Origin of the sequence: Sedimentitalea sp., from assembly GCF_039973035.1 — a bacterium.
Lineage (GTDB): Bacteria > Pseudomonadota > Alphaproteobacteria > Rhodobacterales > Rhodobacteraceae > Sedimentitalea.
This window is the reverse complement of sequence record NZ_JBDWLR010000089.1, coordinates 26,268-49,097: the sequence shown is the minus strand read 5'-3', so window position 1 is coordinate 49,097 and position 22,830 is coordinate 26,268. Positions and strand designations below refer to the sequence as shown.

Genomic DNA, 22,830 nt, shown 5'->3' with positions numbered 1-22,830 from the left:
ACTTTGGATTTTGCCCCTACCGTTTGCGTCGCGTCAACCTGCCAGAACCGGGGCCATTAACCCAGCGGTATTGCGCCAAGGCCTAGATTGAAGTCATATGTGCATGACAGGGGGAAGACTGAACATGCAGAATATCAGTCAGCGCAGTCAGCCATGAACAAGTTGGCCTTAAGCAACGACCATTTTGGCATCAGTGCCATTTCACCAATGCGCGAGATGGGCGCATATGAAGCACTCTGGGCCACACAGGGGATGACGTGGAAGCGGATGGCGGACAAGTTTCGTGCAGATGAAGCAGCATTGCCATCTGACTTTGTGGAACCCGGTGACGCTGATGACATGGCACGGCGCGTCATGGCCCACCTAAAGAACGCCGGGGTTCACCGCTTTGGTGTTCGCATCCATCATGCTGGTGATTATCCACAGAAGTTGCGGGACGCGCGCAACCCGGTCGAAATGCTTTACTATCAAGGCAGTTGGGAACTGTCGGAAATGCGGGGGCTATGCATTGTAGGCAGTCGCAAGGCCTCTGATGATGGCAAGGCTAGAGCCGGACGTTTAGCGCGTGAACTGGTCAAGCGTAACTTTGCTGTGGTGTCCGGGCTGGCTACTGGGATTGACAGCGCCGCCCACACAGCCGCGTTGGAAGCTGGTGGCACCACAATTGCAGTGATAGGCACGCCATTGGGTGAAAGCTACCCCAAGGAAAACACAGACCTTCAACACCACATCGCGGAAGAACACCTGTTGATTTCGCAGGTTCCAGTCATCCGGTATTCAGAAGAACCTTTCCGCAATAAGCGCAATTATTTCCCAGAACGGAACGCAACTATGTCAGCCCTGACAGAAGGAACGATCATTGTGGAAGCCGGCGACACATCGGGCACATTGACCCAAGCGCGCGCGGCGATGCAGCAAGGGCGTAAACTGTTCATTTTGGAAAGCTGTTTCCACAACAAAGATATTTCATGGCCTGCATATTACGCAGAACGGGGCGCGATTCGTGTTCGCAACCCGGAAGACATTTGGGACGCACTTGGCTAATCTGCCTGTCCGCTTCACCCAAATTGATGAAACCAACCGTGGCGACCATCCGCATTTTCGGGATGGCGACCAATGGGCGTTCCTATTTGAAAAAACGTCCGGGCGTGATTTCAGCTTTAGCGAAACCAACAATCTGATTTCCAACCTGAAAAAGCCTGTGAACGCTTCTCAAGCGCAGTTGAACTATAAGGCCGGGGCAATCCGCAGGTGTGCTGCCTCATTGCGCCAAGCGATCAATGATGAATGGCTTGACGGTGGCACCCTTGTCCCCATTCCGCCATCAAAGGTACTTTCTGACCCGCTTTATGACAATCGCATGGAACAAATCTGCAACTTGATTAGACCGAACAATGTAGATGTGCGGAATTTGGTTGTGCAAAACCAATCCATGATAGCAAGCCATGAACGTCCGCCGGGAACTCGCATCACCATTGATGAACTGGTGGCGTCCTACTCGATTGATGAAAGCTTGGCAGAGCCCCACCCCAGTGCCATCGCCGTGGTGGATGACATGCTAACTGCCGGGACGCATTACCGCTCAATGCACACTGTATTGTCCCAGCGGTTTCCACAGGCTTATATTTGCGGGTTGTTCATTGCCCGCCGCGTCTTCCCAGATGAAGATGAATTTTAGGCTCCCTAATTGGACAGCCCAATCGAGCTTCCCTCGGACAACGGAGCCGTCGGATGGACGCATATCCTACTCACGGGCGATTTCAGGTGGTGAAAGCCATGATCAAAACGGACGATACGATTCCGCCCACAGCCGGAGTCGACCCCAGTCATGCCGCTCAGGCAGCTTCTGTCCCGTGCTTGCGTTCAAGCTGCTCCTTGGCCTCTGTAGCGGACTCGGCATAAGCGGCATGTGCGTCGGGACTCATCTTGCCGCTCTTTTTCCTTTTGATGGGTTGTTTGGACCGTTTGTGGATTGGCGCCGTCGTTGCGGCTTTGCGGTCTACCGTCATTCCGGAGATTGCTTCCTCCGTCGCCGCGTCCTCTTCTCCCTTCGCAACACTCGCCACTTCTCTTACCTCTTTCATGGTCATTGATTTTGCGGCTTGATCGACGGTCGGGTAGGGATAATCGTGACCCTCTTGAGCCTTATGGATTTTCAGAATTTCGCGTGACTGATAATACTTGATCCGGTCGGCCAGGATTGGGTTTTGCCGTTCCGGCAAGATGATGATCTTGTCGGGGTCCATGTCGCGGATTTCCTGCTTGGACAAGAGCGGGCGATGCTCGGTACTGCGGGTAACACTGCCTGCTCCAAACCCGACGTCCCGCAATTCGCGCGAGCGACTGACGGTTGAGCCGGTGCGCGTGCCAAGGGCGGTTTCCAACTCGCTGGCGGTTCGATCCTCACTGGCGGCGATATAGAGCTTCACCTGACAGGCGCTTTCAATCGCCTGTATTTCCTCCGGGCTATACGGCACGGTAATCAGACCGGGAATGGATTGGGTGACGATGGCAAACCGCCCGCCATGTCCTGCCGTTTGTTTCATCGCCTGGACGACCAGAGGCATCCGGCCAAGCTGGTCGAACTCATCCAGCAGCATGAAGATGGGCAATGGCTCGTCTTCTCCGGGTTTTGACGAGCGCAGAAAGGAAATCAGGTCCGCGAAAAACAAGCGGACCAGAGAGTTGAGGCGTTGCATATCTTCGGACAGGATCATCAGATAGACCGACGTTGGTTCGCGACGCATTTGCGTGAAATCAAAATCGTTGCGACGTGTGACCCGTTCGACCTTGGGGTTGGCCCATTGTCCCAGCCCCGCGATACTGAGAATGGAAATATAGCTTTGCTGGATTTTGGCGTCGAGTGACGCCATTCGGTTCAACTCGCGGGCGGCGTTCGGATATTTGCACTCTTTGGCTGCGGCTTGAAGGAGATCGGCCGATGATTTGCCAAGGTCTGTGCCCTGCCCCGTTCCGAAGATAATGCGGTAGATCTCGCCCATCGTCGGATTATCGCGCTGCACAGCAAGGATACCGGCGGCGACAAACAAGATAATTGACCCTTCGAGCCAATCGTCCTTGCCGTCCGTTTGCAGGAAGAGCTGCGCGATGCGTTCCAGCCCGGTCCATAGTTCTTCCATATCCTCGATGCCGGAGAGACGCGCCAGGGGATTGTATTGATGTGTGGGGTTCTTGAAATCAAGCGGCGCGAACCGGAAAACCTTGTCGCCCATCTGCTCACGCGCCCGTGCCGTCTCGTCCCAAAGCTCGCCTTTAACGTCCAGCACGACCATCGAACCGGGAAAGGTCAGGGCATTGGGAATGACAAAGCCGACACCTTTACCGGATCGGGTTGGCGCAACCATCAGCACATTGCTGACCGAGCTGTAGAGAGCCGCGATGTAGCGGAGCTTGCGGGTGCGAAACGGCAAGGCTGTGGTCAATTTGCTATCGGTCGCCTTCACCTTGACAGGGCGATCCGGACGCTGCGACGGTGGCGTGATCTGCTCACCCAGAACGAAGCCACAGCCGACCGGCTGGACCATCTTGTTGCGGCGCAGACTGGACAGCGATTGAAAGCGACGTTGCCCATAGCTGACCAGCCTGTCCCAGATCACCGTCGCAATGGCGACGATCAGAAACACGCTGATACACCCGAGCACAACAAGATGCGCCGTCAGATAGGGCTGGGCCGACCAGATGCCATCCATCACGGTTTGAGAGTGCAGCATCAGATCGGTGGTCAGTATGTTTCGGCGCAAGGCAAATGTCAGATAGACACTTGCGATACCGGACCCGGCGACCAGGCCGCACAGGACCGCCAACAGGCTTGCGAGCATCAGTTTCATATCGAATACCCCCTGCTCCGCGAATAGTTTGGATCGACGGCCTCCAGTCCGCCCTCGATCTCATCTGGTTCCAGGCCGACATCGAGGGATTTGGCGCTTTTCAGGAGTTCCTTCGCGGCAAGACGCTGGTTGGCGGGGGTGTCGATATATTCAGCAAGCGAGTCCACGTTGCCGGTTGCAATCTCCTGCATCGCCCCCCTGCCCTCCAACGCAACAAACGCGGTCAGAACGTGCCGCCCTACGGCACTGTCGGCCAGATCGGCGCGGCCCGTGGTGGCGGCTGTGGTTGCCATGTCTTGAAGTACCCGCGCAACGCCGTCGCGGTCATATACTTTGCTGTCTGCAATGATCCGGTCCTCGACGTTGCCGAGTGCGAGCTGCAACTCGCGATAGTCGGCTTCGGCCTTCCGATAAGCGGCAACATAATCGCTCGCCTCCTTGGGCGCGGCCCCTGCCCTGTAAACCCCTTCAACAACGCTGCCCTCTATCTCCATACTGCGTTCCGAAATGTAGGCGCGGCTGTAGCCCTGGGACCGCAAACGGCCAATTTCCGCATCGATCCCGGCTTGGATCGTCATCTCCTCGAGATCACGGCGGTCCTGAATGGCAATCCGCATGGCGTCAATCCGGGCCTGCTGCGCGTCGCTGACATCTGCGCCGCGAAACAGTGCGTCATAGCGGTCCATCGTATCCCTCAAGAGCGCATCAGCCCGCACGGTGTCGGCTGCGTTAAAGTCACCGCGCTCTCGCTTCTCGTGTAGATCCAGGGCTTCTGCGACGACCTCGCCTGACTTGCGCGGCTCCATCGCCCGCGCCACAACCAGCGGCTCGAATTTCGTATATTCGTCGCTGGCTTCATCAAACTGGACACGGACGCCGTTCTCGACGTCTTCAAGCGTCTTGCGGCCTTCGGCTTCAACACCCTCATACGCGAACGCGCGGCCCGCACCTCTTTGAAAGACCGTCGCGCCGCGGGCGGCCACGATCCTCGCAATGTCCTCGCGCTCCATTTTCACGTTCTCGATCGGGTCATCGATGGTCTTGATAAGCCGCTCCTGCATTTGCAGCGGGTCAATCCCCATGCGGGCGGCTTTCTCGACGTAGGTTTTCATTTCCTTCGGGATGTCTTCAAGCCGGTGGCTGTGCATTTCCTCGTAAGCCTCGGCGACGGCGGGCATGACGGTGGCAAACCTGGACGGCACGTCGCCTGTGACCAGGTAGGTATCCAGCACGTTTTCGGTGACGAACGCATGCAGTAACGCGGTGTCGGCTTCATCGACATAAAGCGCGGCACGGGCCTCTAGAGCGCCTGCGTCTGGAATGAGATATGAGGATGGGGAATTCCTGAAGGCCGTCCAGATGGTGTCATCAGTCAGATCGGGCGTTGCGTCGGTTTCAATGATGTTCAGAGCCACGTCAATTTTTCGCATGATCTCTGTTTGTTCTGTTCCGGGCAACGCCTCGATCTGCTCCCGGTTCTGTTCTGCCCACCCTATAAGCGACGTGCGAATGTCCTCACGGTCAGCGTTCACATCCAGTTCAATTTGCATCATCGGTCCTTTCGGGATTTCTTCGCCGGCGAACAGGGCGGCCGCTGAAATATACGCACGGTTCGCAATCATCGGTGCGCCGATGGTCAGGGCGAAATCTGCCAGGACAGAGTAAAGAACAGCGGTGCGCAGCATGTCGGTCCTGCGCCAGTCGGCGGTCATGTCAGCCTTCGTGACCTCCGTCGAAAGACTGCGACCTTCGCGCTTTGCATATATTTCTTCGCTGGTGATGGGCTTGCCATACAGTCCGCGGTCGGCCCGGCTCAGGCTTTCCAGCCGGATGCCAAAATCATCGGCAATGTCCGTCATGCGGTCGCGCATCATCTGCGGGTTGAAAATGCCCTCCGATGAGATGGAAAACCAGGTGCCACCAAGCCCGCGGTTGTTCAGGACAATGTGAACATGGGGGTTTGCGGTATCGGTGTGTAGCGCCGCAACATACTCCCAGGTATCGGAAACATGCGTTTCGTCCTCGAACATTTCGGCGCACCAATCCTGCGCGATCTGAAAAGCGGCATCCTGGGACACATCATCGGGAAACGACAGAACCATGTGACTCGTGTGGCCGTTGCGGGGACGGCCCTTCCAGTCCTGCGCCCATGCGCGCATCATCTGGTCAAGATCAGCCTGCTCAAAAGCGTCATCATCGGCATGAACAAGAGTCGCGGACGCAAACGTTCCTTTCGCCTTTCCATTGATATAGGCGAGCTGCCCTGCGAGTTGCTTGGGGTGCTGCACACCGGCGCCTGGAATACGTTTCACAAAAGCACTGCCGGTCGATGTAAGGCTTTTCCAGACCCGCTCGGCGCGCGGCTTGGCACCGCCTCCCACGGTTGTCTGACCCATGCCGCGATTGGCACGGATCAGAATATCATCAATGAAACGGGACGCCGTCATGTCCTGTCACCGGAGTGCAGCGCGTCCCTGCCTTTCTGCCGGACCTCTCGAAACGCCGTCGCGAGACGCCCATCGAGCGCCACATAGGCGCGCTTCAGATCGGACAAAAAGCCTTTGTCCTGCGCGGTCAGCTTCGCCTGACCCTTGAAGGCGGCCTTGTTCAGCGCGCGGGCGATCTGGTTCAGGTTGCGGCCCTGTGCCTTCAACTCGGCCCTCACCTCTGAAAGATCGAGATATTCTTCACGCCGCAGTTCCAGAAATCCCGTGGCCGCTCGGATCAGGGATCGGATGGCGGCTGTCCGCGACGGCAAACCGGCGTCGAGCACGAACGCGTTGAGCGCCTGAAACTCCTCGTCCGACAGGCGCAAGGTCACAACATGCGAGGCTCGATCCGCCTTGCTATGGCCGTGACCCATGTCTTTGCGCAGCCCGTAGATCGTTGAAACATGGACGCCGTACTTCTCCGCCACGGCTTTTGCCGACGCACCCTCCAACAGCATGTTGGAGGCGTCTTTCTTGTGTTTTGAGGCGAACGATTTGAGTATCATCGAGTCCCAAGGCGAATTTGTAATACAGTCTACATATCCTGCTACCCCTATAGTTGCATAACGAGCATCTTTTGCAACTCCTATCGTCCTTTGAGGCCGGCCCGCAACTCATCCCGATGGATGGGGCGCGTCAGGGCGTGGCCGGGCCCCGCTCCTTGAAACAAAGCCATGACTGCTGTGAAAGACCGAGAAAGCGCGATGGTGGAGTGTTGCCACCGGCAACACGATTTTTCGACCAACCCGCTCCGCGTGCTGTTCGGCCTACCGCCCTGTCGCCAGGTACCTGAAACGGCCATGATCACACAGGGCCTTCTTCCGGCGCCCTCCGGACAATTGCGACACGAAACGCAGCGAAATTCTGAAAGCCATTTGGGGAAAAGACGCCAATCCCAGGATGCCTTGGCCAGGATTGGCGGTTTTGTCTGGCGGGTGTCAGTCCCGGTCGCAGACAGGGGCTGGTGGCTGCGGTCGCCATTCCTGTGCCGGGGACAGGTTATTGCCGCAAAGGTCATTTGAACGGCGCACCTTTGTTTGTCGATGGATGCACCTGTCGCTGATCGCGGCCCGGGCGTGCCCGCAGCTGACGCTCCGGCAAGAAGAAATACGGTTTCCGCGCTGCGGACCCTCCGCATTTCAGCTTGCGCCCCGTCCCTTTGCGATCCGCCACGGGCAGGTCAGCGAAACAAAGGAGATCCCGAAAATGACCAATTACGTTTTGACAGTGCCCCGGACCTACACGAAGGACGGGCAAGAGCGCACAACCTACTTTCGCGTTCCGGAAACCGCCTCCGCAACGGGAAACGTGAAAGTCATGGTCGGCCCGAATGATCTGGCAAGCGCCCACGTACCGGCTTTTGAGATGTCCCGCAACTTGACGATGCCCTCAGGATCAAAGATCCGCAGCTCCAGAGACCGTCACCCGAATGGGCAGATCGGCGCGGCCCGGGGCGGGCATGAGACAAGGGACGGGGCGCGGCTCACAGAGACGCGACCAGGACGATTGGATCAGCCCGCATAGAGTTGTGACGTTCTGGATGCAAGCAGGCCCCGACCTGGTCCACCTCGGTCCCATGGTAATCTCCAGCGGAACAAAGGCTGGCTCCGGAAATGTAACAGCAGCGGCCTCCGCAGAAATCGAGGCCATGGCATCGGCAGGCAGCGCCAACTTGCCGTCACGTGCCAACCGGCGCCAGGCCGAAAGCTGATGTGGAACGATGTCATGGCGCCGCGCCACATCATTGACCCTCGCCCCGGGCCAGAAGCTTTCAACCACAATCCGGGCTTTCATATCATCGGGCCGGCGCCGGTTTCCACGACTTGGCTCAACTGAATCGCCCCGGGTCTGTCGGAGACCATCAACTTAAGTAAGGATGATGGTTATGACAAAAAGCAAAATGGCAAATCGCTACTCGCCTGAGGTCCGCGCGCGTGCGGTCCGGATGGTGTTCGAGCATCAAGGCTCATACGAAACGCAGGCGGGCGCAATCGCGGCCATTGCACCCAAGATTGGCTGTATTCCTCAGACCTTGAGCGGATGGGTCAAGCAAGCCGAAAAGGACAGTGGCTGTCTGTCGGAGCACTTCCAACAGCGTCAACCGAACTCTTGCCGCAAGCCGTGCTTTTGTTTCGCCAGGACATGCCACATGTGCGGCTTCAAATCATGACGGGGCCAAATTGGTTACTGTTCAATCAACTGCGCGAGGGCGCGCTGAATCTGGTTGTTGGCCGGATGCCAGAGCGAGAAACCGCAACCGGCATCACATTCCAGCAGCTCTACATCGAGGATGTCGTCCTTGTCTGTCGTCCGGGCCATCATGTTCTCGAATTTGAAAACCCAGAAGAGGGCTTGGCATCTTTTGATTTGGTGCTTCCACCGGCGGGTGCCGTGATTGCGCCAACCGTGCAAAGATACCTCGTTAGTATTGGGCTGCCTGAAATGCGCGGCGCGATTGAAACGGTCGCTTTGCCGGTTGGGCGCAAGATTGTCGGGTCTTCCGATGCCCTCTGGTTCATTTCGCGCGGTGTCGTGGCAGACGAGGTCGCGGACGGAAGTCTTGTCATCGTTTCCTTGAAATCACCGCTCTTGTCAGGTCCGGTGGGAACAAGCTTCTCGCAATCAGCGCCGATCAATCTGGAAAGAAGCGTTTTGATCGATTGTCTCAAGAAGGTCGCGACGCAGTCTTAAGCGAACTTCACGGCCAGTCCGCGAAGCCTTGTTTTTGGTCGCCAAGGTCTTATCCATCCGGTCTGAATTTCACCGCGCGGGGTAGCCAATTCGTTTGCGACAAAGAAGCAAACTCAGATCGTCATCACTTTCTGGCTCAGGCCGTAGGGAGTGGAAAGAATGTGCCATGCAGGGCGCTTTGTGTCATTTACCTTTCAGCCATACCGGTTCCGGGACCCATGACGTCAGGCATCGGGGCGACGGAACGTGCCGCCTGCTGCAACATTGTTTTCCCGCCCAAAGCGAACGTGACTTCTGCGAGAATATTTCAGTCTTGGCATTCCATCGGCCATTTACGGAAAATGACATCCGAAGCCTCAAACTGTACGAAGGAAGCCTGGGATGAATAAGCAGAATGACGGTGCAGTGACGCAAGGTGGTCCGTCTGACGTCGAAGCGCCGGTGCCACAGGAACAGTTTGATGCATTGTTCGGCAGCGATGTCATGGCAGAGACGATCGGGTCCCTGTCGATCCCCTACATTGCGCTCAACCCGGGTGCGAGCTATCGCGGGTTGCATGACAGTCTGGTGAACTATCTGGGCAACTCCGCGCCGCAGATGTTGCTCTGCCTGCACGAGGAACACGCGGTCGCGATTGCGCATGGCTATGCCAAGGTGACCGGGCGTGCGATGGCGGCGGTTGCGCATTCGAACGTGGGACTGATGCACGCGACGATGGCCGTATTCAATGCCTGGTGCGATCGCATGCCGGTATTGCTTTTGGGGGCGACCGGGCCGGTGGATGCTGCCAAACGGCGGCCTTGGATTGAGTGGATACATACCTCGCGGGATCAGGGTGCGCTGGTGCGCGATTATACGAAATGGGACGATCAGCCTGGCTCTGCCGCTGCTGCACGGGAATCGCTGCTGCGGGCGGCCTGGATCGCGGACACGGCGCCGCAGGGTCCGGTCTATGTAAATCTGGATGCGGGGTTGCAGGAGGCGGTTCTGGAAACGCAGTTGCCCGCCATCGATGCTGCGCGGTTCCGGCCCAAGGTCGGGTCAGGCGCGTCGGATGCGCAGATACGCGAGCTTGCGAACCTGCTGGAGGGTGCCGAACGGCCCGTGATCCTTGCCGGTCGCGCCTCGCGATGCCCCAAGGCGTGGGACGCGCGGGTTCGTCTGGCCGAAAGGCTGGGTGCAAAGGTTGTGACAGACCTGAAGATCGGCGCCAGCTTTCCAACCGATCATCCTCTGCATGCGGGATCGCCGGGGATCTATGTCATTCCCGAGGCGCGGGAGGCACTGGCCGATGCGGACGTGATCCTGAGCCTAGACTGGGTCGATCTGGGCGGCGCGCTGGATTCCGTGTACGAGAGGGCGACGCCGAAGGCGCAGATCGTGCAGATCTCACTGGATCATACGCTGCACAACGGCTGGTCGATGGATTACCAATCCCTCCCGATGGTCGACATGATGATCGGCGCGGCCCCGGATCAGGTGCTGGACGGTCTGCTGACGGCACTGGGGGAGGCAAAGGAACAACTCACCCCGGAGCGCAAGCCCGAGGCAAAGCTGCCGGAGCTTGATGAAAGCAAGGTGACGATGGCGCATCTTGCATCCGGCCTGCGGACGGCGGTGGAGGACCGCAAGGTTTCCTTTGTTCACCTGCCGCTGGGTTGGGACGGATCTTTCTGGCATTTCACGCATCCGCTCGACTTTCTGGGATCCGACGGCGGCGGTGGTATCGGGGGCGGGCCGGGGATTGCCGTTGGCGCGGCGCTGGCCCTGCGGGAAACGGATCGGTTGCCGGTCTGCATCGGCGGTGACGGCGATTTCCTGATGGGTGTGACCGCGATCTGGACTGCCGTGCATTACCGCCTTCCGCTGCTGTATATCGTTGCGAACAACCAGTCGTTCTTCAACGACGAGGTGCATCAGGAACGTGTTGCACGGATGCGGGACCGCAAGGTTGAAAACAAGTGGATCGGGATGCGGATGACCGACCCGGAAATTGACATCGCGGGAATGGGCGAAGCGCAGGGCGCAAAGGGCTTTGGCCCGATCAAGACGGCGGATGAACTGACCGAGGTATTTGAAAAGGCGCTGGCGCACGTGGATGCAGGGGGGGTTGCGGTTGTCGATGTGCGCACCGAACCCGGCTACACCCCCGCGATGGTCGCTTCGCTGAACCGCCATGCCGGGGAGAAGGGCAAATGAGCAAATTGAGATTATCCGTCGCGATCGGCGACTATGACCGCAACCGTCCGTTGATTGACGGGCGATGCGAGATTGACGGGGTCGATCCCGTCGTGATGACACTGACGCCCGAGGAAATGTTCTATCGCGCCATGCGGCATGAGGCCTTCGATATCTGTGAGCTTTCGCTCAGCAGTCATACCCTGCGCACATCGCGCGGCGATTGTCCCTATGTCGGGGTGCCGGCATTTGTTTCCCGCGCCTTTCGGCACACCTCGATCATCGTCCGGACGGACAGCGGGATAAGGACCCCCGCCGATCTGCGCGGTCGTCGGGTCGGCATTCCCGAATGGCAGTTGTCGGCTAATGTCTGGATGCGCGCCATTCTTCAGGACGAATATGGCGTGAACCCGTCCGACATCCATTGGGTGCGCGGGGGGCTGGAAGAGCCGGGGCGGGATGAGAAGGTCAAGATCGACCTGCCCGACGGCGTCGAGATGACGGAGATCGGGCCGGAGCAGACATTGCGCGACATGCTTAGCAACGGAGAGATCGACGCGTTCATGGGGCCGCGCGCACCGACGAGCTTTACCCCCGATAACAAGGATCTGCGGTGGCTGTTCGACGATCCGACCGCCGAAGCGATGGCCTACTACAAGAAGACAGGCATTTTTCCGATGATGCATATCATCGGCGTGCGAAAGACCCTGGCCGACGCGCATCCGTGGTTGCCGATGGCTGTTCTGAAAGGCTTTGAGAAATCGAAAGACATTGCGCTGGCTCATCTGGCGGATACGTCCGCGACCAAGATCACCCTGCCGTTTGTCGAGGAACAACTGCGGCAGGCGAAGGCGCTGATGGGCGCCGATTTCTGGCCCTACGGTCTTGGGCCGAACCGCAAGACACTGGATTACTTTCTGGGGCAGCACCATTCGCAGGGCCTGTCGAAACGCCGGGTCAGCGTCGAAGAACTGTTTCACCCCGGATCAATCGAGGCGCATGTCATCTGATCCTGCGGTCCGGGCAATCGCCCGGCGGGGAGGACGTCAGGATGCCGGCCGCGGTGATCGTGCCTGACCAGACAGGCAACAAAAGAAGGCGGCGCACAGGGGGCAAATTTGTGAAAACACATTTTTGTATGGCTCTACAGCCCAAATGGCATTGGCAATGTCTGCGCCGAAACTGAAAACTTGAGCCATCCGGTCCGGCCATCATGTGCCGGTTAAAACACAGAGGAGGAGAGAATAATGAAACTTTCGGTAAAGACGGTTCTGGGGAGTGCCGCGGTTGCGGCGACGCTGGGGTTTAGCACCTTTGCAGCCCATGCGCAGGTGAAACTGGGCTTCAACATTGAGGACCCTGCCGGGTCTTATCATACCAACCTCACCGAGGAATTCGGCGATCTGGTTTCCGAATACACCAATGGTGAAGTCGAGATCGTCGTCTATCCCGGCGGGCAGCAGGGCAATGCGCGTGAAAGCATCGAGGGGATGTTGATCGGCACGGTCGACATGGCAAGGTCGCTTGATACCTTCGCGCCTATTGTGCGGGATGTCGAAGTGTTCGGACTGCCGTATCTCTTCGCGTCGCGGGATCAGTTCGTGAAGTCCCTTGAGCTGCCCGAGGTCCAGGACGTGGTTGACCGGCTGGCGGACGAAGGCCTGATCGTCGTCGGCTGGTGGGAAAACGGCTTTCGTCACATGACGAACAACGAGCGTCCTATTGTCGAGCCCTCGGATGTCGACGGTCTGAAGATGCGGACGCCGGTCAGTGTGACACGGATGGACATGTTCAGGATGCTTGGTGCCAACCCGGCCCCGCTGGCCTTTACCGAAGTGTTCACCGCCCTTCAGACGGGAGCCTTCGATGGTCAGGAAAACCCGCTTCAGCTTATCCTCGACCACAAGCTTTACGAAGTTCAGAAGTACCTGTCGCTGACCAAGCATGTCTATAATCCCCAGATTGTCGTGATGAGCGCGATCCGGTGGAACCAGCTTTCGGATTCCCAGAAAGAGGCGATCCGTCGGGCGGCCGGAGAGATCGGCGACAAGTACCGCGCCAACGGTGACGCGCAGGACAAGGAAGTGATGGCCGAACTTGAGGGACTGATCGAGATCAACGAAGTCGATTTCGCCGCCTTCCAGGAAGCCTTGAAGCCGATGTATGCCGAGTTCCCGAATCAGGAACTGGTCAACGCGATCCTCTCGACGCTTGAATAAGTCGGGCTACGGAAGCCGCGGGCAACGCTCGCGGCTTCTTTTTATCAAACGAGGGATGGGCCATGCTCAGCAAGATAGTAAATCTGGTCAGCGCATTTTTGGTCGCCAGTATCGCGTCCACCATGGTTCTTCAGGTCTTTCAGCGGTTCGTAATGAACAACTCCCTGCCCTGGCCGGACGAACTGGTGGGCAATCTGCTGGTTGCGCTTGCGATGGTCGGCGGCATTCTGGCGATGCGGGACGGTGAACATATCCGGGTCAGGGTCCTCTGGTACACATTGCCGCAGCCCTATGTGAACATTCTGCGGGTCACCGCGGATATCGCCTCCGTCGGCTTTCTGTTGCTCGTTGCCTGGGTGTCATGGCCCAGCGTGGTGCGGATGTGGCGCGTCAATCTGACGACGCTGGAAGTACCGGTGGGCCTGTTTCTGTCCACTGTCCCGGTCTGCTTTGTCATCATGGCGTATTATGTCATCCGGCGCTCGGTCATCACCGGTCCCAAACATCTCGAAGACTGAACCCGGAAAGGGAGATTGACGTGACGGTATTACTTATCGTGGGAACGCTGCTTGTTCTGGTTTTGATCGGGCTTCCGATTGCCCTGGCCCTGGGTGCGACGGGACTGTTTGCCGTGCTCTCCGCTGGCCTGCCGCTACAGGCGGTGCCGCAGCTGATATACAATTCTGCCAATGCATATGCGCTGACCGCCATTCCCCTGTTCATGCTGATGGGCGCGATCGTGGAAAAGGCCGGCATGGGCAAGCATATGATCGATTTCGCCAGCACTCTTGTCGGCTGGATGCGCGGCGGGCTGGCCCACGTGAACACGGTGGTTTCCTTTCTGTTCGCCGGGATGAACGGGTCGTCGGGTGCGGACGTGGCAAGCATGGGGCCGATCCTGATCCCGGAAATGAAGCGCAAGGGGTATCCGGTGAATTTCGCGGCTGCGATCACATCGAGCACGAGCGATGCCGCGATCCTGATTCCGCCCAGCATCACGCTGATCGTCTATGGCGTTCTGGCGAATGTCTCGATCACACGGATGTTTCTGGCCGGGATCGTTCCCGGCGTGGTTCTGATGATCGCCTACATGACGCTTTCGCACTACTTCGCGGTCAAGCACAAATGGCCCGTCCACGAGACTTTCGATTTCAAGCGGGTCGCGCCTGCGACGCGCAAGGCGGGGCCTGCGCTTCTTATTCCCCTCATCATCATGGGCGGGATTCTGGGAGGGGTCTTTACCGCTACCGAAGCCGCATCGGTCGCCGTCTTCACCGCCACGCTCATCGTGCTTGTGTTCTACCGCAACGTATCGCTGCGCGATGCCTATGAAATTCTGATCGTGACCGCAAAGCGCACGGGCATGGTCATGATGATCGTTGCCGCTTCCGGTATTCTGGCATGGTATCTGTCGAACCGTCAGATACCGCAGCAGATGGCGACTTCGCTGCTGGAGTTCACGGACAATTACTACACCATCACGCTGATCGTCTGTGCATTCCTGATCATGCTGGGAACGATGATCAACGGCGTTCCGGCGATGATCATCCTCGTGCCCGTGCTATTGCCGATCATGACGGCGATCGAGATGGATCCGATCCATTTCGGGATCATCTTCGCGCTGGCCACGACCATCGGCTCCCAGACACCGCCGGTGGCGTCGACCATGCTGCTTACCTGCGCGATTGCGGGAATTTCGATTGGCGAGATGTGGAAGATGAACCGCTGGTTCATCCTCGTGAACATCCTCGTGATGCTGGTTGTCGCCGTGGTGCCCGTGTTCAGCCTTTGGCTGCCCACGCTAATTCTTGACTGAAACAATTGACGAGGTCAGCAATGCTGGACGATTTCATCGATCCCGAAGATGAACGCAGGATCCTGCGGCTCTATGCCCTTTATTGTCACTTCTTCGCGCACGGAACGCCGGAAGATTGGGTGTCGATCTTTACGCCCGATGGCGTGTTCGCCAAGCTCAGCGCCTCTCAGGGTGGGTTGGGCACTCAGGCCCAGAACGTCGAGGGCGAGGCCGAGCTGCTGGAGATGACACTTGGCCGCCGGGAGATGTTTCAGGGTCAGGTCCGCCACCAGCAGACCGATATTGTCGTGCTTCCCGGTGCGGATGCCGACAGCGCGACGGGCCGTTCCCTGATCCTGGTCACGGACTGGCGGTCCGGCGAGGGGCGACTCGCGGCGCTCGGGACCTGCGAGGCGACGTTCAGGCGGACCGCGGACGGCTGGCGCTTTGCGCGGATTGAGCTGTCGGCCCTGCCCTGGCCCGCCGAAAAGCGGAACGGGGATAAATGAGCGGTGCAGTCAGGGACCGGAGCGGGAGAACACGCCTGTGATTAGTGTATCGCATCTGACGGCGCTGGACGCTGCACCCGAGCAATACCTAGCCGCTGCCGCGGCGGCCGGGTTCGAGGGGGTTGGCATGCGGGTTCTGCCGCCGCGTCATGCGCCGGGAAAATACCCTGTCGCCGGTGATCCGGCGCGTTGCAGGGCGCTGCGGGCGCAGGCGGATGATCTGGGCATAGCGATATTCGAAGCCGAGTCGTTTCCGATGGAACCGGATACGGATATTGAGAACCTGCTGCCGGGACTGGAGGCGGGTGCGATCCTCGGGGCGTCGGTGCTTGTGTCCGGGGGGGCCGATACCGACGAAGCGCGGATGGTAGACAACTACGCCCGTCTGGCCGAGGCGGCGGCGCCGTTCGGCATCAGGGTTGCGATGGAATTCATGCCCTCGCGACCGATGAAATCGCTTGTGGATGCCGTTCGTGTTCTGGACAGGGTGGATAACCGGAACGCGGCGCTATTGATCGACGTTCTGCACCTTTTCCGTTCCGGCGGCACTGTCGAGGACATCGGCAGACTGCCGCGTGAAAAGATCGCCTATATCCATCTGTGCGACGCGCCCGCCGCGCATCCCGGCGCCGACGGGCTGACCCCGGAAAGCCGCGCGAGACGCCTGTACCCCGGTGAGGGTGAATTGCCCCTCGACGCACTGTTTGCCCTGCTTCCGTCCGATATGGATGTCAGCCTTGAAGCGCCTCATCGCGATCAGCAGCAACTGCCACCCGAGGAACGCATCAGGCGTGCGGGCAAGCAGACCTTGTCTTTCATGCAGCGCATCCGGTCTGCCTGAAGCCGAAACTCTCTGGACTGATGTGACTGTTCCAGACCTGAACAAGATTGGGACAACGTGAAGCGCGGCAGGGTGTTAAAGCTGGCCATCCCCATATTGGCCAGCGGCTTCACGGGGCAGATCGTCGGATTGTCCAGCCGCATCGCCATCGGCTATGAGGCGATAGAAATCGGGCTTTCGGCGACGATGGTCCTTGTCCTGACCGCGACCTTTTCCTTTCTGCCGATCTTTCTAACGTTGCAAATCGGTCGCTTTACCGACCGGAACGGGGCGGGCCCGGTGGTCATGGCCGGGGCCTGTTCGCTGTTTCTGGGTGCCGCACTTCCGTTGATCCTTGCGCCGTCGCTTGGAATCTTCCTGCTGGCGATGTCGCTTCTCGGCATCGGCCAGACGTTCCAAATCGCGGCGCTTCAAGCGGAAATATCGCTGATCGGAAGAGGACGCCAGCGCGACAGCATGATCGGTGGGTTCATGGTCTATCAGTCACTGGGGCAGGTTCTTGCCCCGTTGCTGTTGACGGCAGCCAGTTTTTTTCTGGTGCCGAAGCCGCATGTTGTCCTGCTTCCTGCGGCGGTGATCATAGGGCTGCTGCAACTCGTGCTGGCAGTACAGATTTCGCGCCATGCAAGGCAGCCGACGACGCAGGCAGCGCCCGTTCCGATTGGCGAAATCGTGTCGACATCGGGGATCGTCTGGCTTGCCGTTTCCGGCAGCCTCTGCGTTGCGACGCAGGAAATGACCTATATGTTCCTGCCCATCGTCGCCACGGAAAGGTCGATCGACCCCGCGTTTGTCGGCATCATGCTGGGCGCGTTCTCCATTATGCAACTGCTGGCCCGCGCGGTTTACGCAAGGGTGTCCGGCGCGATGGGGCGGGAACGGCTGATGACCAGGTCGTTGCTGGTGTCCGCGGCCATCTTTTGCAGCTTTGCCATTCCGATGGGCGCGAACCTGATGGCGGTCCTGCTTGCCTTTGCCGGGCTCAGCCTTGGGTTCGCGGTGACATGTTCGGTATCCCTGACCATGCAGCTTGCACCGGTCAGGGCCAAGGGAACGACGCTGTCCCTGCGGCTGGCCGTAAACCGGACGGGGCAATTCGCGATGCCCCTTGTCTCTGCGCTTGCGACACCGTGGTTCGGTGTCGGGGGCGTCTTCCTGACCTGCGGGGTCGTCATCGGGATATGCGCGCCGTTTCTTCCGGCCGGGCTGAGGAACCGGAGATAGCGGAACAGATCGCCAAGCCAAATCTGATGTGCCTGCCATATCAAGATTATATTCAGTTTCGGTTTCCGGATCGGCTAGTCAGAAGCACGGCACGGCTAAAAGGGGAGGGGATACATTCGTGAAGGGTCAGCAGCCAAAAATCTCGTATTTCGAGAAATGGGTTGACCCGGTTGCGATCGAAAGGATCGCCGCTGACGGATCGGTTTCCCTGCTGTGCCAAAGGTATGACGACCCGGAAGCGGTGAACCGCGCCGCACTGGATCAGGCGCACGGTTATCAGATTGCACCCCGCGTGGAGCTGCACTCGCCGTGGTTTGCGGATGCAGACCTGATTGCGCGCCATCCGGATCTACTGGCGATCTGTTCGACGGGGTCGGGGTACGATGTCATTGACGTTGATGCCTGCACGGCATCTGGGATCATCGTCTGCAATCAGGCAGGCGCCAACGCGCAGGCCGTCGCCGAACATGCGGTGGCGATGATGCTGGCCCTGTCCAAGCGGCTGGTTGCCACGGACCGTGCGGTTCGCAGACCCGAGCAGGTCGAACGTTTCGGTTATCCCGGCGAAGACCTGTACGAAAAGACGGTTGGAATCATCGGACTGGGCCATATCGGGCGGCGCATCGCGGAAATCTGCAGGCACGGGTTCAACATGCGCGTTCTGGCCCACGACCCCTACCTTTCGAACGACGAGATCGAAGCGCGCGGCGCAACGGCCTGTGATCTGGACAGGGTTCTGGCCGAAAGTGATTTCGTGTCGGTCAATTGTCCCCGCACAAGCGAGACGATGGGCATGTTCGATGCAAGTGCTTTTGGCAGGATGAAGCCCACGGCCCATTTCATCAATACCGCCCGCGGCGGCATTCACGACGAAGACGATCTGACTGCCGCGCTGTCCGCAAGGACGATTGCGGGGGCCGGTCTGGATGTCTTTCTGCAAGAACCGCCGGCGCATGATCATCCGCTGCTGAGCCATGACAATGTCATTGCAAACCCGCATATCGCCGGGCTGACGCATGAATCGCTCTACAAGATGAGCCTGTCCGCGGCGGAACAGTGGATCGCCATCTTTCGCGGAGAGATCCCGCAACGTCTGATCAACCCGGAAGTCTGGCCGGCCTATTGCGAACGGTTCGAACAGGCCTTCGGCTTTCGGCCCGAAAACCTGAAAAATTGAAGGAAGAAACGATGACCTCCAGCGTGCTTTGTCTGAATGGCCCCAATCTGAATATGCTGGGCGTGCGTGAACCTGAGCTTTACGGGCGCACCACCCTTGCCGAGGTCAAGGCGGCGGTGGAAGAGCGGGCAGCCACGCACGAAATCAAGATTGATTTCCGGCAGTCCAATTCCGAAGCCGAACTTGTGACGTGGATACAGGAATCCTATCAGAAGTTTGACGGGGTTATCATCAATCCGGCCGCATACACCCACACGTCCATCGCGATTGCCGACGCATTGCGGATACTGGATTGCCCGATCATCGAATTGCATTTCAACAACTCCTATCGCTACGCCGACCGAGCGTTTCGCCACCTGTCGCATGTGCGGCCCGTCGCGACGGGCGTGATCTTCGGGTTTGGGGCAAGCGGGTATCTGGCGGCGATCGAGGCGATGCAACTCTTGCTGAAACCGCCGTTCGAATAGACCGGTGGCATGGGCCGGACCGATTGCGTTCCGGCAGGTAGAGCGATCCGGTTTTACCCCATACTCGCCATGCCCCCTATCACCCCGGACAATGCGCAGATTGAAGGATTCAGGAAATGAGTGACCCCAACGAGAAGAAATTGCCCGACCCCGCAGAGGTGCTGCCGCAGGAACGGGGGCTCTATTTTGCCGGGAACTGGCAGGACGCGGCGCAGGGCAACAGTTTCGACGTTTTCAGCCCCGGCAATGGCGCGTCCCTTGGCCGGGTGGCGGATGCCTCGGAAGCGGATGTTTCCGCCGTGGTTGCCGCGGCGCACGATGCCTTTCCGGGTTGGAGTGCGACGCCGCCGTTGGAGCGTGGACGCATCCTGCGTGAGCTTGCGAGGATCGTGCGCGACAATGCGACCGAACTGGCGTTGCTGGATGCCGTCGATTGCGGCAATCCGGTGCGCGCGATGGTGGGCGATGCCGCGATTGCGGCGGCGCAGATCGAACTGTTCGCCGGTCTTGTGACGGAGATGAAGGGTGCCTCCATCCCGATGGGGCCGGGGCGCCTGAACGTGTCGGTGCGCGAACCGCTCGGTGTTGTCGCCCGGATCTCGCCGTTCAATCACCCGTTCATGTTTGCGGCGGCCAAGATCGCCGCCCCGCTTGCGGCGGGCAATACAGTTGTGATCAAGCCGCCGGAACAGGCGCCGTTGTCGGCGCTGAGGCTGGCCGAACTTGCAGGGCACCTGTTTTCGCCCGGTGTGTTCAACGTCGTCACGGGCAGCACGCGCGATGTCGGCGCGTGGATTGTCGCCGATCCCAGGGTCGCCAAGGTGGGGTTGATCGGCAGTGTCCAGGCGGGCCGCGCTGTCATGGAGGCCGCTTCGGCGACGCTGAAACCCGTTCTTCTCGAACTCGGGGGCAAGAACGCGCTTATCGCCTATCCCGATGCAGACCCCCGGCAGGTCGCCAAGGCGATGGTAGCCGGGATGAACTTTGCATGGTGCGGCCAGTCCTGCGGATCGACCAGCCGGGTCTTTCTGCACGACGATATTCACGACGAGGTGCTGGATCACCTGCTGGAGGACATCACGGCCTTTGCGCCGGGTCCGCCCGAAAAATGGGACACCAGCATGGGCGCGCTTGCCAGCAAGGCGCAGTATGACCGGACCCTGCATTACATCGACGTTGGCAAGGCCGAGGGCGCAAAGCTGTTGGCCGGTGGCAAGCGACCGGACAATCCGGATCTGGCCGAGGGATACTTTGTGGAGCCGACGGTTTTCGTGGACGTGACATCGGACATGACGATCGCGCAGGACGAGATATTCGGCCCCGTTGCCTCGGTCTTGCGTTGGAAGGACGAAGCTGAAATGCTCCGCGACGTCAACGCGCTGGATGTCGGCCTGACCTGTTCCATCTGGACCCAGAAATTCGATACCGCCCTGAGAACGGCGACGGCGGTCGAGGCGGGCTTTGTCTGGGTCAATGAAGTCAGCAAGCATTTTATCGGCGCGCCGTTCGGCGGGAAAAAACAATCGGGTATCGGGCGCGAGGAATGTATCGAGGAAATGCTGTCGTTTACCGAATTGAAGAACATTCACATGAAATTCGGCGAGTGACGCATGTCTGAGACCGGAGGATCAGACGGGGCGGGAGCGAAGCAGAGCCTGGACGAGCCGAAGGTAGCGCCCAACCGCCGTGGATCGGTGTTTGGCCTGTCGATGGAGCCGGCCAGATTTGAAGTAGAGCGCCCCGTTGAAATATCTCCGCCCAGGGCATTGTTTGGAAGCGATCTTGTTGTCGAGACCCTGCGGGAGCTGGATATTCCTTTCGTCGCGATGAAATCGCACCGGTCGCTGGGCGAGTTTCAGGACAGTCTGGTCAACTATCTTGGCAACACGCGCCCGCAACTCCTGTCCTGTCTGGATGATGACGTTGCGCTGGCGATTGCCTGCGGCTTTGCAAAGGTCACGGGCAAGGCGATGGCGGCGGCACAGGCAAGCGCCGGTTCCGCGGCAGAAGGTTCTGCGCTTGCGCACGCATTTCATGACCAGACACCGCTTTTGATCCTGCATCCGGTTCCGCAGGGGCAGGTCGCGCCACCCCCTTCCGGGTTTCTTCTTTCCGATCTGCGGCCCGGGGACGCGGCGGATGCACGTTCCGCGATGCTGACTGCGATCCGGATGGCGGAGGCAGTGCCCAAGGGGCCGGTGCGCGTTACCCTGCTGCAGGATTCGCTGCGTTCCAGCTGTGTGGAGCCTGATGTCCGCCGGAATTTGCAGAGGTACCGGGCGCGGGTCAACAACGGCGCGGCACGCAAGGACGTAGCGGAACTTGCCGCTATACTGCTTGAGGCCGAGCGGCCGCTCATCCTTGCAGGTAGCGTGTCACGTTCCGATACCGGGTGGAAAAACCGGATCATCCTGGCCGAAATCCTGGGGGCGCATGTCTGCACGAATAGCCAAAGTGCGGCTGCTTTTCCGACCGATCATCCGCTGTTCATCGGGGAGGAATGTGCAGGGAAAGCTGAAAATGCGGACGTGATCCTGAGCCTTGAATGGCCGGACCTTTCCGGGGTTTCGTACCGGTTGCATCACAAACGGAACCCGGTCGCGACCATCGTCGAGGTTTCCGCTGACGTCAGCCGAAAGAGAGCGGCGGCAAATGATGGCATGTCACCCACGCCAAGCGATGTCCTGATCGAAGCGGACGCGGATTCACTTGTGTGCGATCTGATCGAGGAAATGCGGGACATTTGCGGTCCTCATCAATCGGCCAGACCTGTTGAAAAACCAGCCGTGCCGCAGCCGGGTTCACCCGCCGCAAGTCTGTCCCGCCCGCTTGTTTCGCTTGCATTGGCCGAAGTTCTGGAGGGCGAGGCCGTCACGGTTGCCACTGCCCCCGAAGACTGGGATGTGGAACGCTGGACCTTTCGCGGCCCGCTGGATTTCCTCGGCGCGGGGAGCGGTGGGCCTGCACAGGCTGTCGGGTCCGCCCTGGCGTTGATCGGCAGGGGACGCATCGCGCTGGGGGTCGTGGAGGCCGATACCTTCCTTGCGGAGGTTACCGCATTGTGGACGGCGGTTCATTACCGGATACCGGTGCTGCTGGTTGTGGTGAATGACACCTCCGGCGTCGGCACCGCGACATATCAAAGACCGATTGCAAAGGCCCGCGCGCGCAATGCGGCGAATGCCTGGATCGGCCACCGGATAGACAGCCCGGGCATTGACATACGCGGGATAGCGGAATCCTTTGGTGCATCGGGGATCAGGGTGGACAAGGGGTACACCGACCTATGCGCGGCGCTGGAGAAGGCGCTGCATCAGGTCTGCGATGGCGGCGTCGCTATCGTCGATGTCCGACTACCTGCGGTGGAAATTCAGGAGCCGTGATCGGTTGAC

General features: G+C 59.3%; 19 protein-coding genes and 2 pseudogenes. 17 read left to right on the top strand and 4 right to left on the bottom strand.

The features are described from left to right. Positions 1 to 153: 153 nt before the first annotated feature. Positions 154 to 1,044, top strand: a complete 891-nt coding sequence (locus ABJO75_RS23360; RefSeq protein WP_348124988.1) for a DNA-processing protein DprA — start codon at positions 154 to 156, stop codon at positions 1,042 to 1,044. Continuing rightward, complete coding sequence (locus ABJO75_RS23355) at positions 1,037 to 1,678, top strand: hypothetical protein (protein ID WP_348124986.1); 642 nt, start codon at positions 1,037 to 1,039, stop codon at positions 1,676 to 1,678. Before ABJO75_RS23360 ends, ABJO75_RS23355 begins: the two co-directional genes overlap by 8 nt. A 157-nt stretch (positions 1,679 to 1,835) precedes the next feature. Here the strand turns inward: ABJO75_RS23355 and ABJO75_RS23350 are convergent, their stop codons facing one another. From ABJO75_RS23350 to ABJO75_RS23340, 3 genes are read right to left on the bottom strand one after another with little or no spacing between them, the layout of a single operon-like run. Continuing rightward, entirely contained in the window at positions 1,836 to 3,848 is a 2,013-nt protein-coding gene (locus tag ABJO75_RS23350; RefSeq protein ID WP_348124985.1) for a type IV secretory system conjugative DNA transfer family protein, read from the bottom strand. Next, a complete protein-coding gene (locus ABJO75_RS23345) occupies positions 3,845 to 6,295 on the bottom strand; it encodes a relaxase/mobilization nuclease domain-containing protein (RefSeq protein ID WP_348124983.1) in 2,451 nt (816 codons plus the stop codon). The genes ABJO75_RS23350 and ABJO75_RS23345 overlap by 4 nt, the downstream gene beginning before the upstream one ends. Further along, positions 6,292 to 6,843 carry a hypothetical protein gene (locus ABJO75_RS23340; RefSeq protein ID WP_348124981.1) on the bottom strand — a complete coding sequence of 184 codons (552 nt, stop codon included), beginning with the start codon at positions 6,841 to 6,843 and terminating at the stop codon, positions 6,292 to 6,294. The genes ABJO75_RS23345 and ABJO75_RS23340 overlap by 4 nt, the downstream gene beginning before the upstream one ends. 700 nt (positions 6,844 to 7,543) lie before the next feature. Here ABJO75_RS23340 and ABJO75_RS23335 point away from each other — a divergent pair. Continuing rightward, on the top strand, positions 7,544 to 7,861 hold the full coding sequence (locus ABJO75_RS23335) for a hypothetical protein (RefSeq protein ID WP_348124979.1): 318 nt from the start codon (positions 7,544 to 7,546) through the stop codon (positions 7,859 to 7,861). 117 nt (positions 7,862 to 7,978) lie between these two features. Here ABJO75_RS23335 and ABJO75_RS23330 read toward each other — a convergent pair. Beyond that, a pseudogene (locus ABJO75_RS23330) lies at positions 7,979 to 8,143 on the bottom strand (transposase); the annotation flags it as partial. Positions 8,144 to 8,222: 79 nt separating this feature from the next. Here ABJO75_RS23330 and ABJO75_RS23325 point away from each other — a divergent pair. From ABJO75_RS23325 to ABJO75_RS23260, 14 genes and pseudogenes are all read left to right on the top strand, one after another. After that, positions 8,223 to 8,408 (top strand): annotated as a pseudogene (locus ABJO75_RS23325) (transposase); the annotation flags it as partial. Continuing rightward, positions 8,378 to 9,028 carry a LysR substrate-binding domain-containing protein gene (locus ABJO75_RS23320; RefSeq protein WP_348124977.1) on the top strand — a complete coding sequence of 217 codons (651 nt, stop codon included), beginning with the start codon at positions 8,378 to 8,380 and terminating at the stop codon, positions 9,026 to 9,028. The pseudogene ABJO75_RS23325 and the gene ABJO75_RS23320, both read left to right, overlap by 31 nt. A gap of 381 nt (positions 9,029 to 9,409) precedes the next feature. Further along, a complete protein-coding gene (locus tag ABJO75_RS23315; RefSeq protein WP_348124975.1) occupies positions 9,410 to 11,227 on the top strand; it encodes a thiamine pyrophosphate-dependent enzyme in 1,818 nt (605 codons plus the stop codon). Further along, entirely contained in the window at positions 11,224 to 12,216 is a 993-nt protein-coding gene (locus ABJO75_RS23310; RefSeq protein WP_348124973.1) for a PhnD/SsuA/transferrin family substrate-binding protein, read from the top strand. The genes ABJO75_RS23315 and ABJO75_RS23310 overlap by 4 nt, the downstream gene beginning before the upstream one ends. Positions 12,217 to 12,453: 237 nt before the next feature. Then, positions 12,454 to 13,425 carry a TRAP transporter substrate-binding protein gene (locus ABJO75_RS23305; RefSeq protein ID WP_348124971.1) on the top strand — a complete coding sequence of 324 codons (972 nt, stop codon included), beginning with the start codon at positions 12,454 to 12,456 and terminating at the stop codon, positions 13,423 to 13,425. Positions 13,426 to 13,487: 62 nt separating this feature from the next. After that, a complete protein-coding gene (locus ABJO75_RS23300) occupies positions 13,488 to 13,943 on the top strand; it encodes a TRAP transporter small permease (RefSeq protein WP_348124969.1) in 456 nt (151 codons plus the stop codon). Positions 13,944 to 13,963: 20 nt separating this feature from the next. Continuing rightward, positions 13,964 to 15,241: a TRAP transporter large permease gene (locus ABJO75_RS23295; protein WP_348124967.1), complete on the top strand. Its 1,278-nt coding sequence runs from the start codon at positions 13,964 to 13,966 to the stop codon at positions 15,239 to 15,241. A gap of 20 nt (positions 15,242 to 15,261) precedes the next feature. Beyond that, positions 15,262 to 15,729, top strand: a complete 468-nt coding sequence (locus tag ABJO75_RS23290) for a nuclear transport factor 2 family protein (RefSeq protein ID WP_348124965.1) — start codon at positions 15,262 to 15,264, stop codon at positions 15,727 to 15,729. Positions 15,730 to 15,766: 37 nt separating this feature from the next. After that, a complete protein-coding gene (locus ABJO75_RS23285; RefSeq protein WP_348124963.1) occupies positions 15,767 to 16,570 on the top strand; it encodes a sugar phosphate isomerase/epimerase family protein in 804 nt (267 codons plus the stop codon). Between the two features lie 57 nt (positions 16,571 to 16,627). Then, complete coding sequence (locus ABJO75_RS23280; RefSeq protein ID WP_348124961.1) at positions 16,628 to 17,794, top strand: MFS transporter; 1,167 nt, start codon at positions 16,628 to 16,630, stop codon at positions 17,792 to 17,794. 118 nt (positions 17,795 to 17,912) lie between these two features. Continuing rightward, entirely contained in the window at positions 17,913 to 18,971 is a 1,059-nt protein-coding gene (locus ABJO75_RS23275; protein WP_348124959.1) for a hydroxyacid dehydrogenase, read from the top strand. 11 nt (positions 18,972 to 18,982) lie between these two features. Then, complete coding sequence (aroQ, locus tag ABJO75_RS23270; RefSeq protein ID WP_348124958.1) at positions 18,983 to 19,438, top strand: type II 3-dehydroquinate dehydratase; 456 nt, start codon at positions 18,983 to 18,985, stop codon at positions 19,436 to 19,438. A 116-nt stretch (positions 19,439 to 19,554) separates the two neighbouring features. After that, complete coding sequence (locus ABJO75_RS23265) at positions 19,555 to 21,045, top strand: aldehyde dehydrogenase family protein (RefSeq protein WP_348124956.1); 1,491 nt, start codon at positions 19,555 to 19,557, stop codon at positions 21,043 to 21,045. A 3-nt stretch (positions 21,046 to 21,048) separates the two neighbouring features. After that, positions 21,049 to 22,821, top strand: coding sequence for a thiamine pyrophosphate-dependent enzyme (locus ABJO75_RS23260; RefSeq protein WP_348124954.1), 1,773 nt, complete (start codon positions 21,049 to 21,051; stop codon positions 22,819 to 22,821). The last annotated feature ends 9 nt before the right edge of the window (positions 22,822 to 22,830 follow it).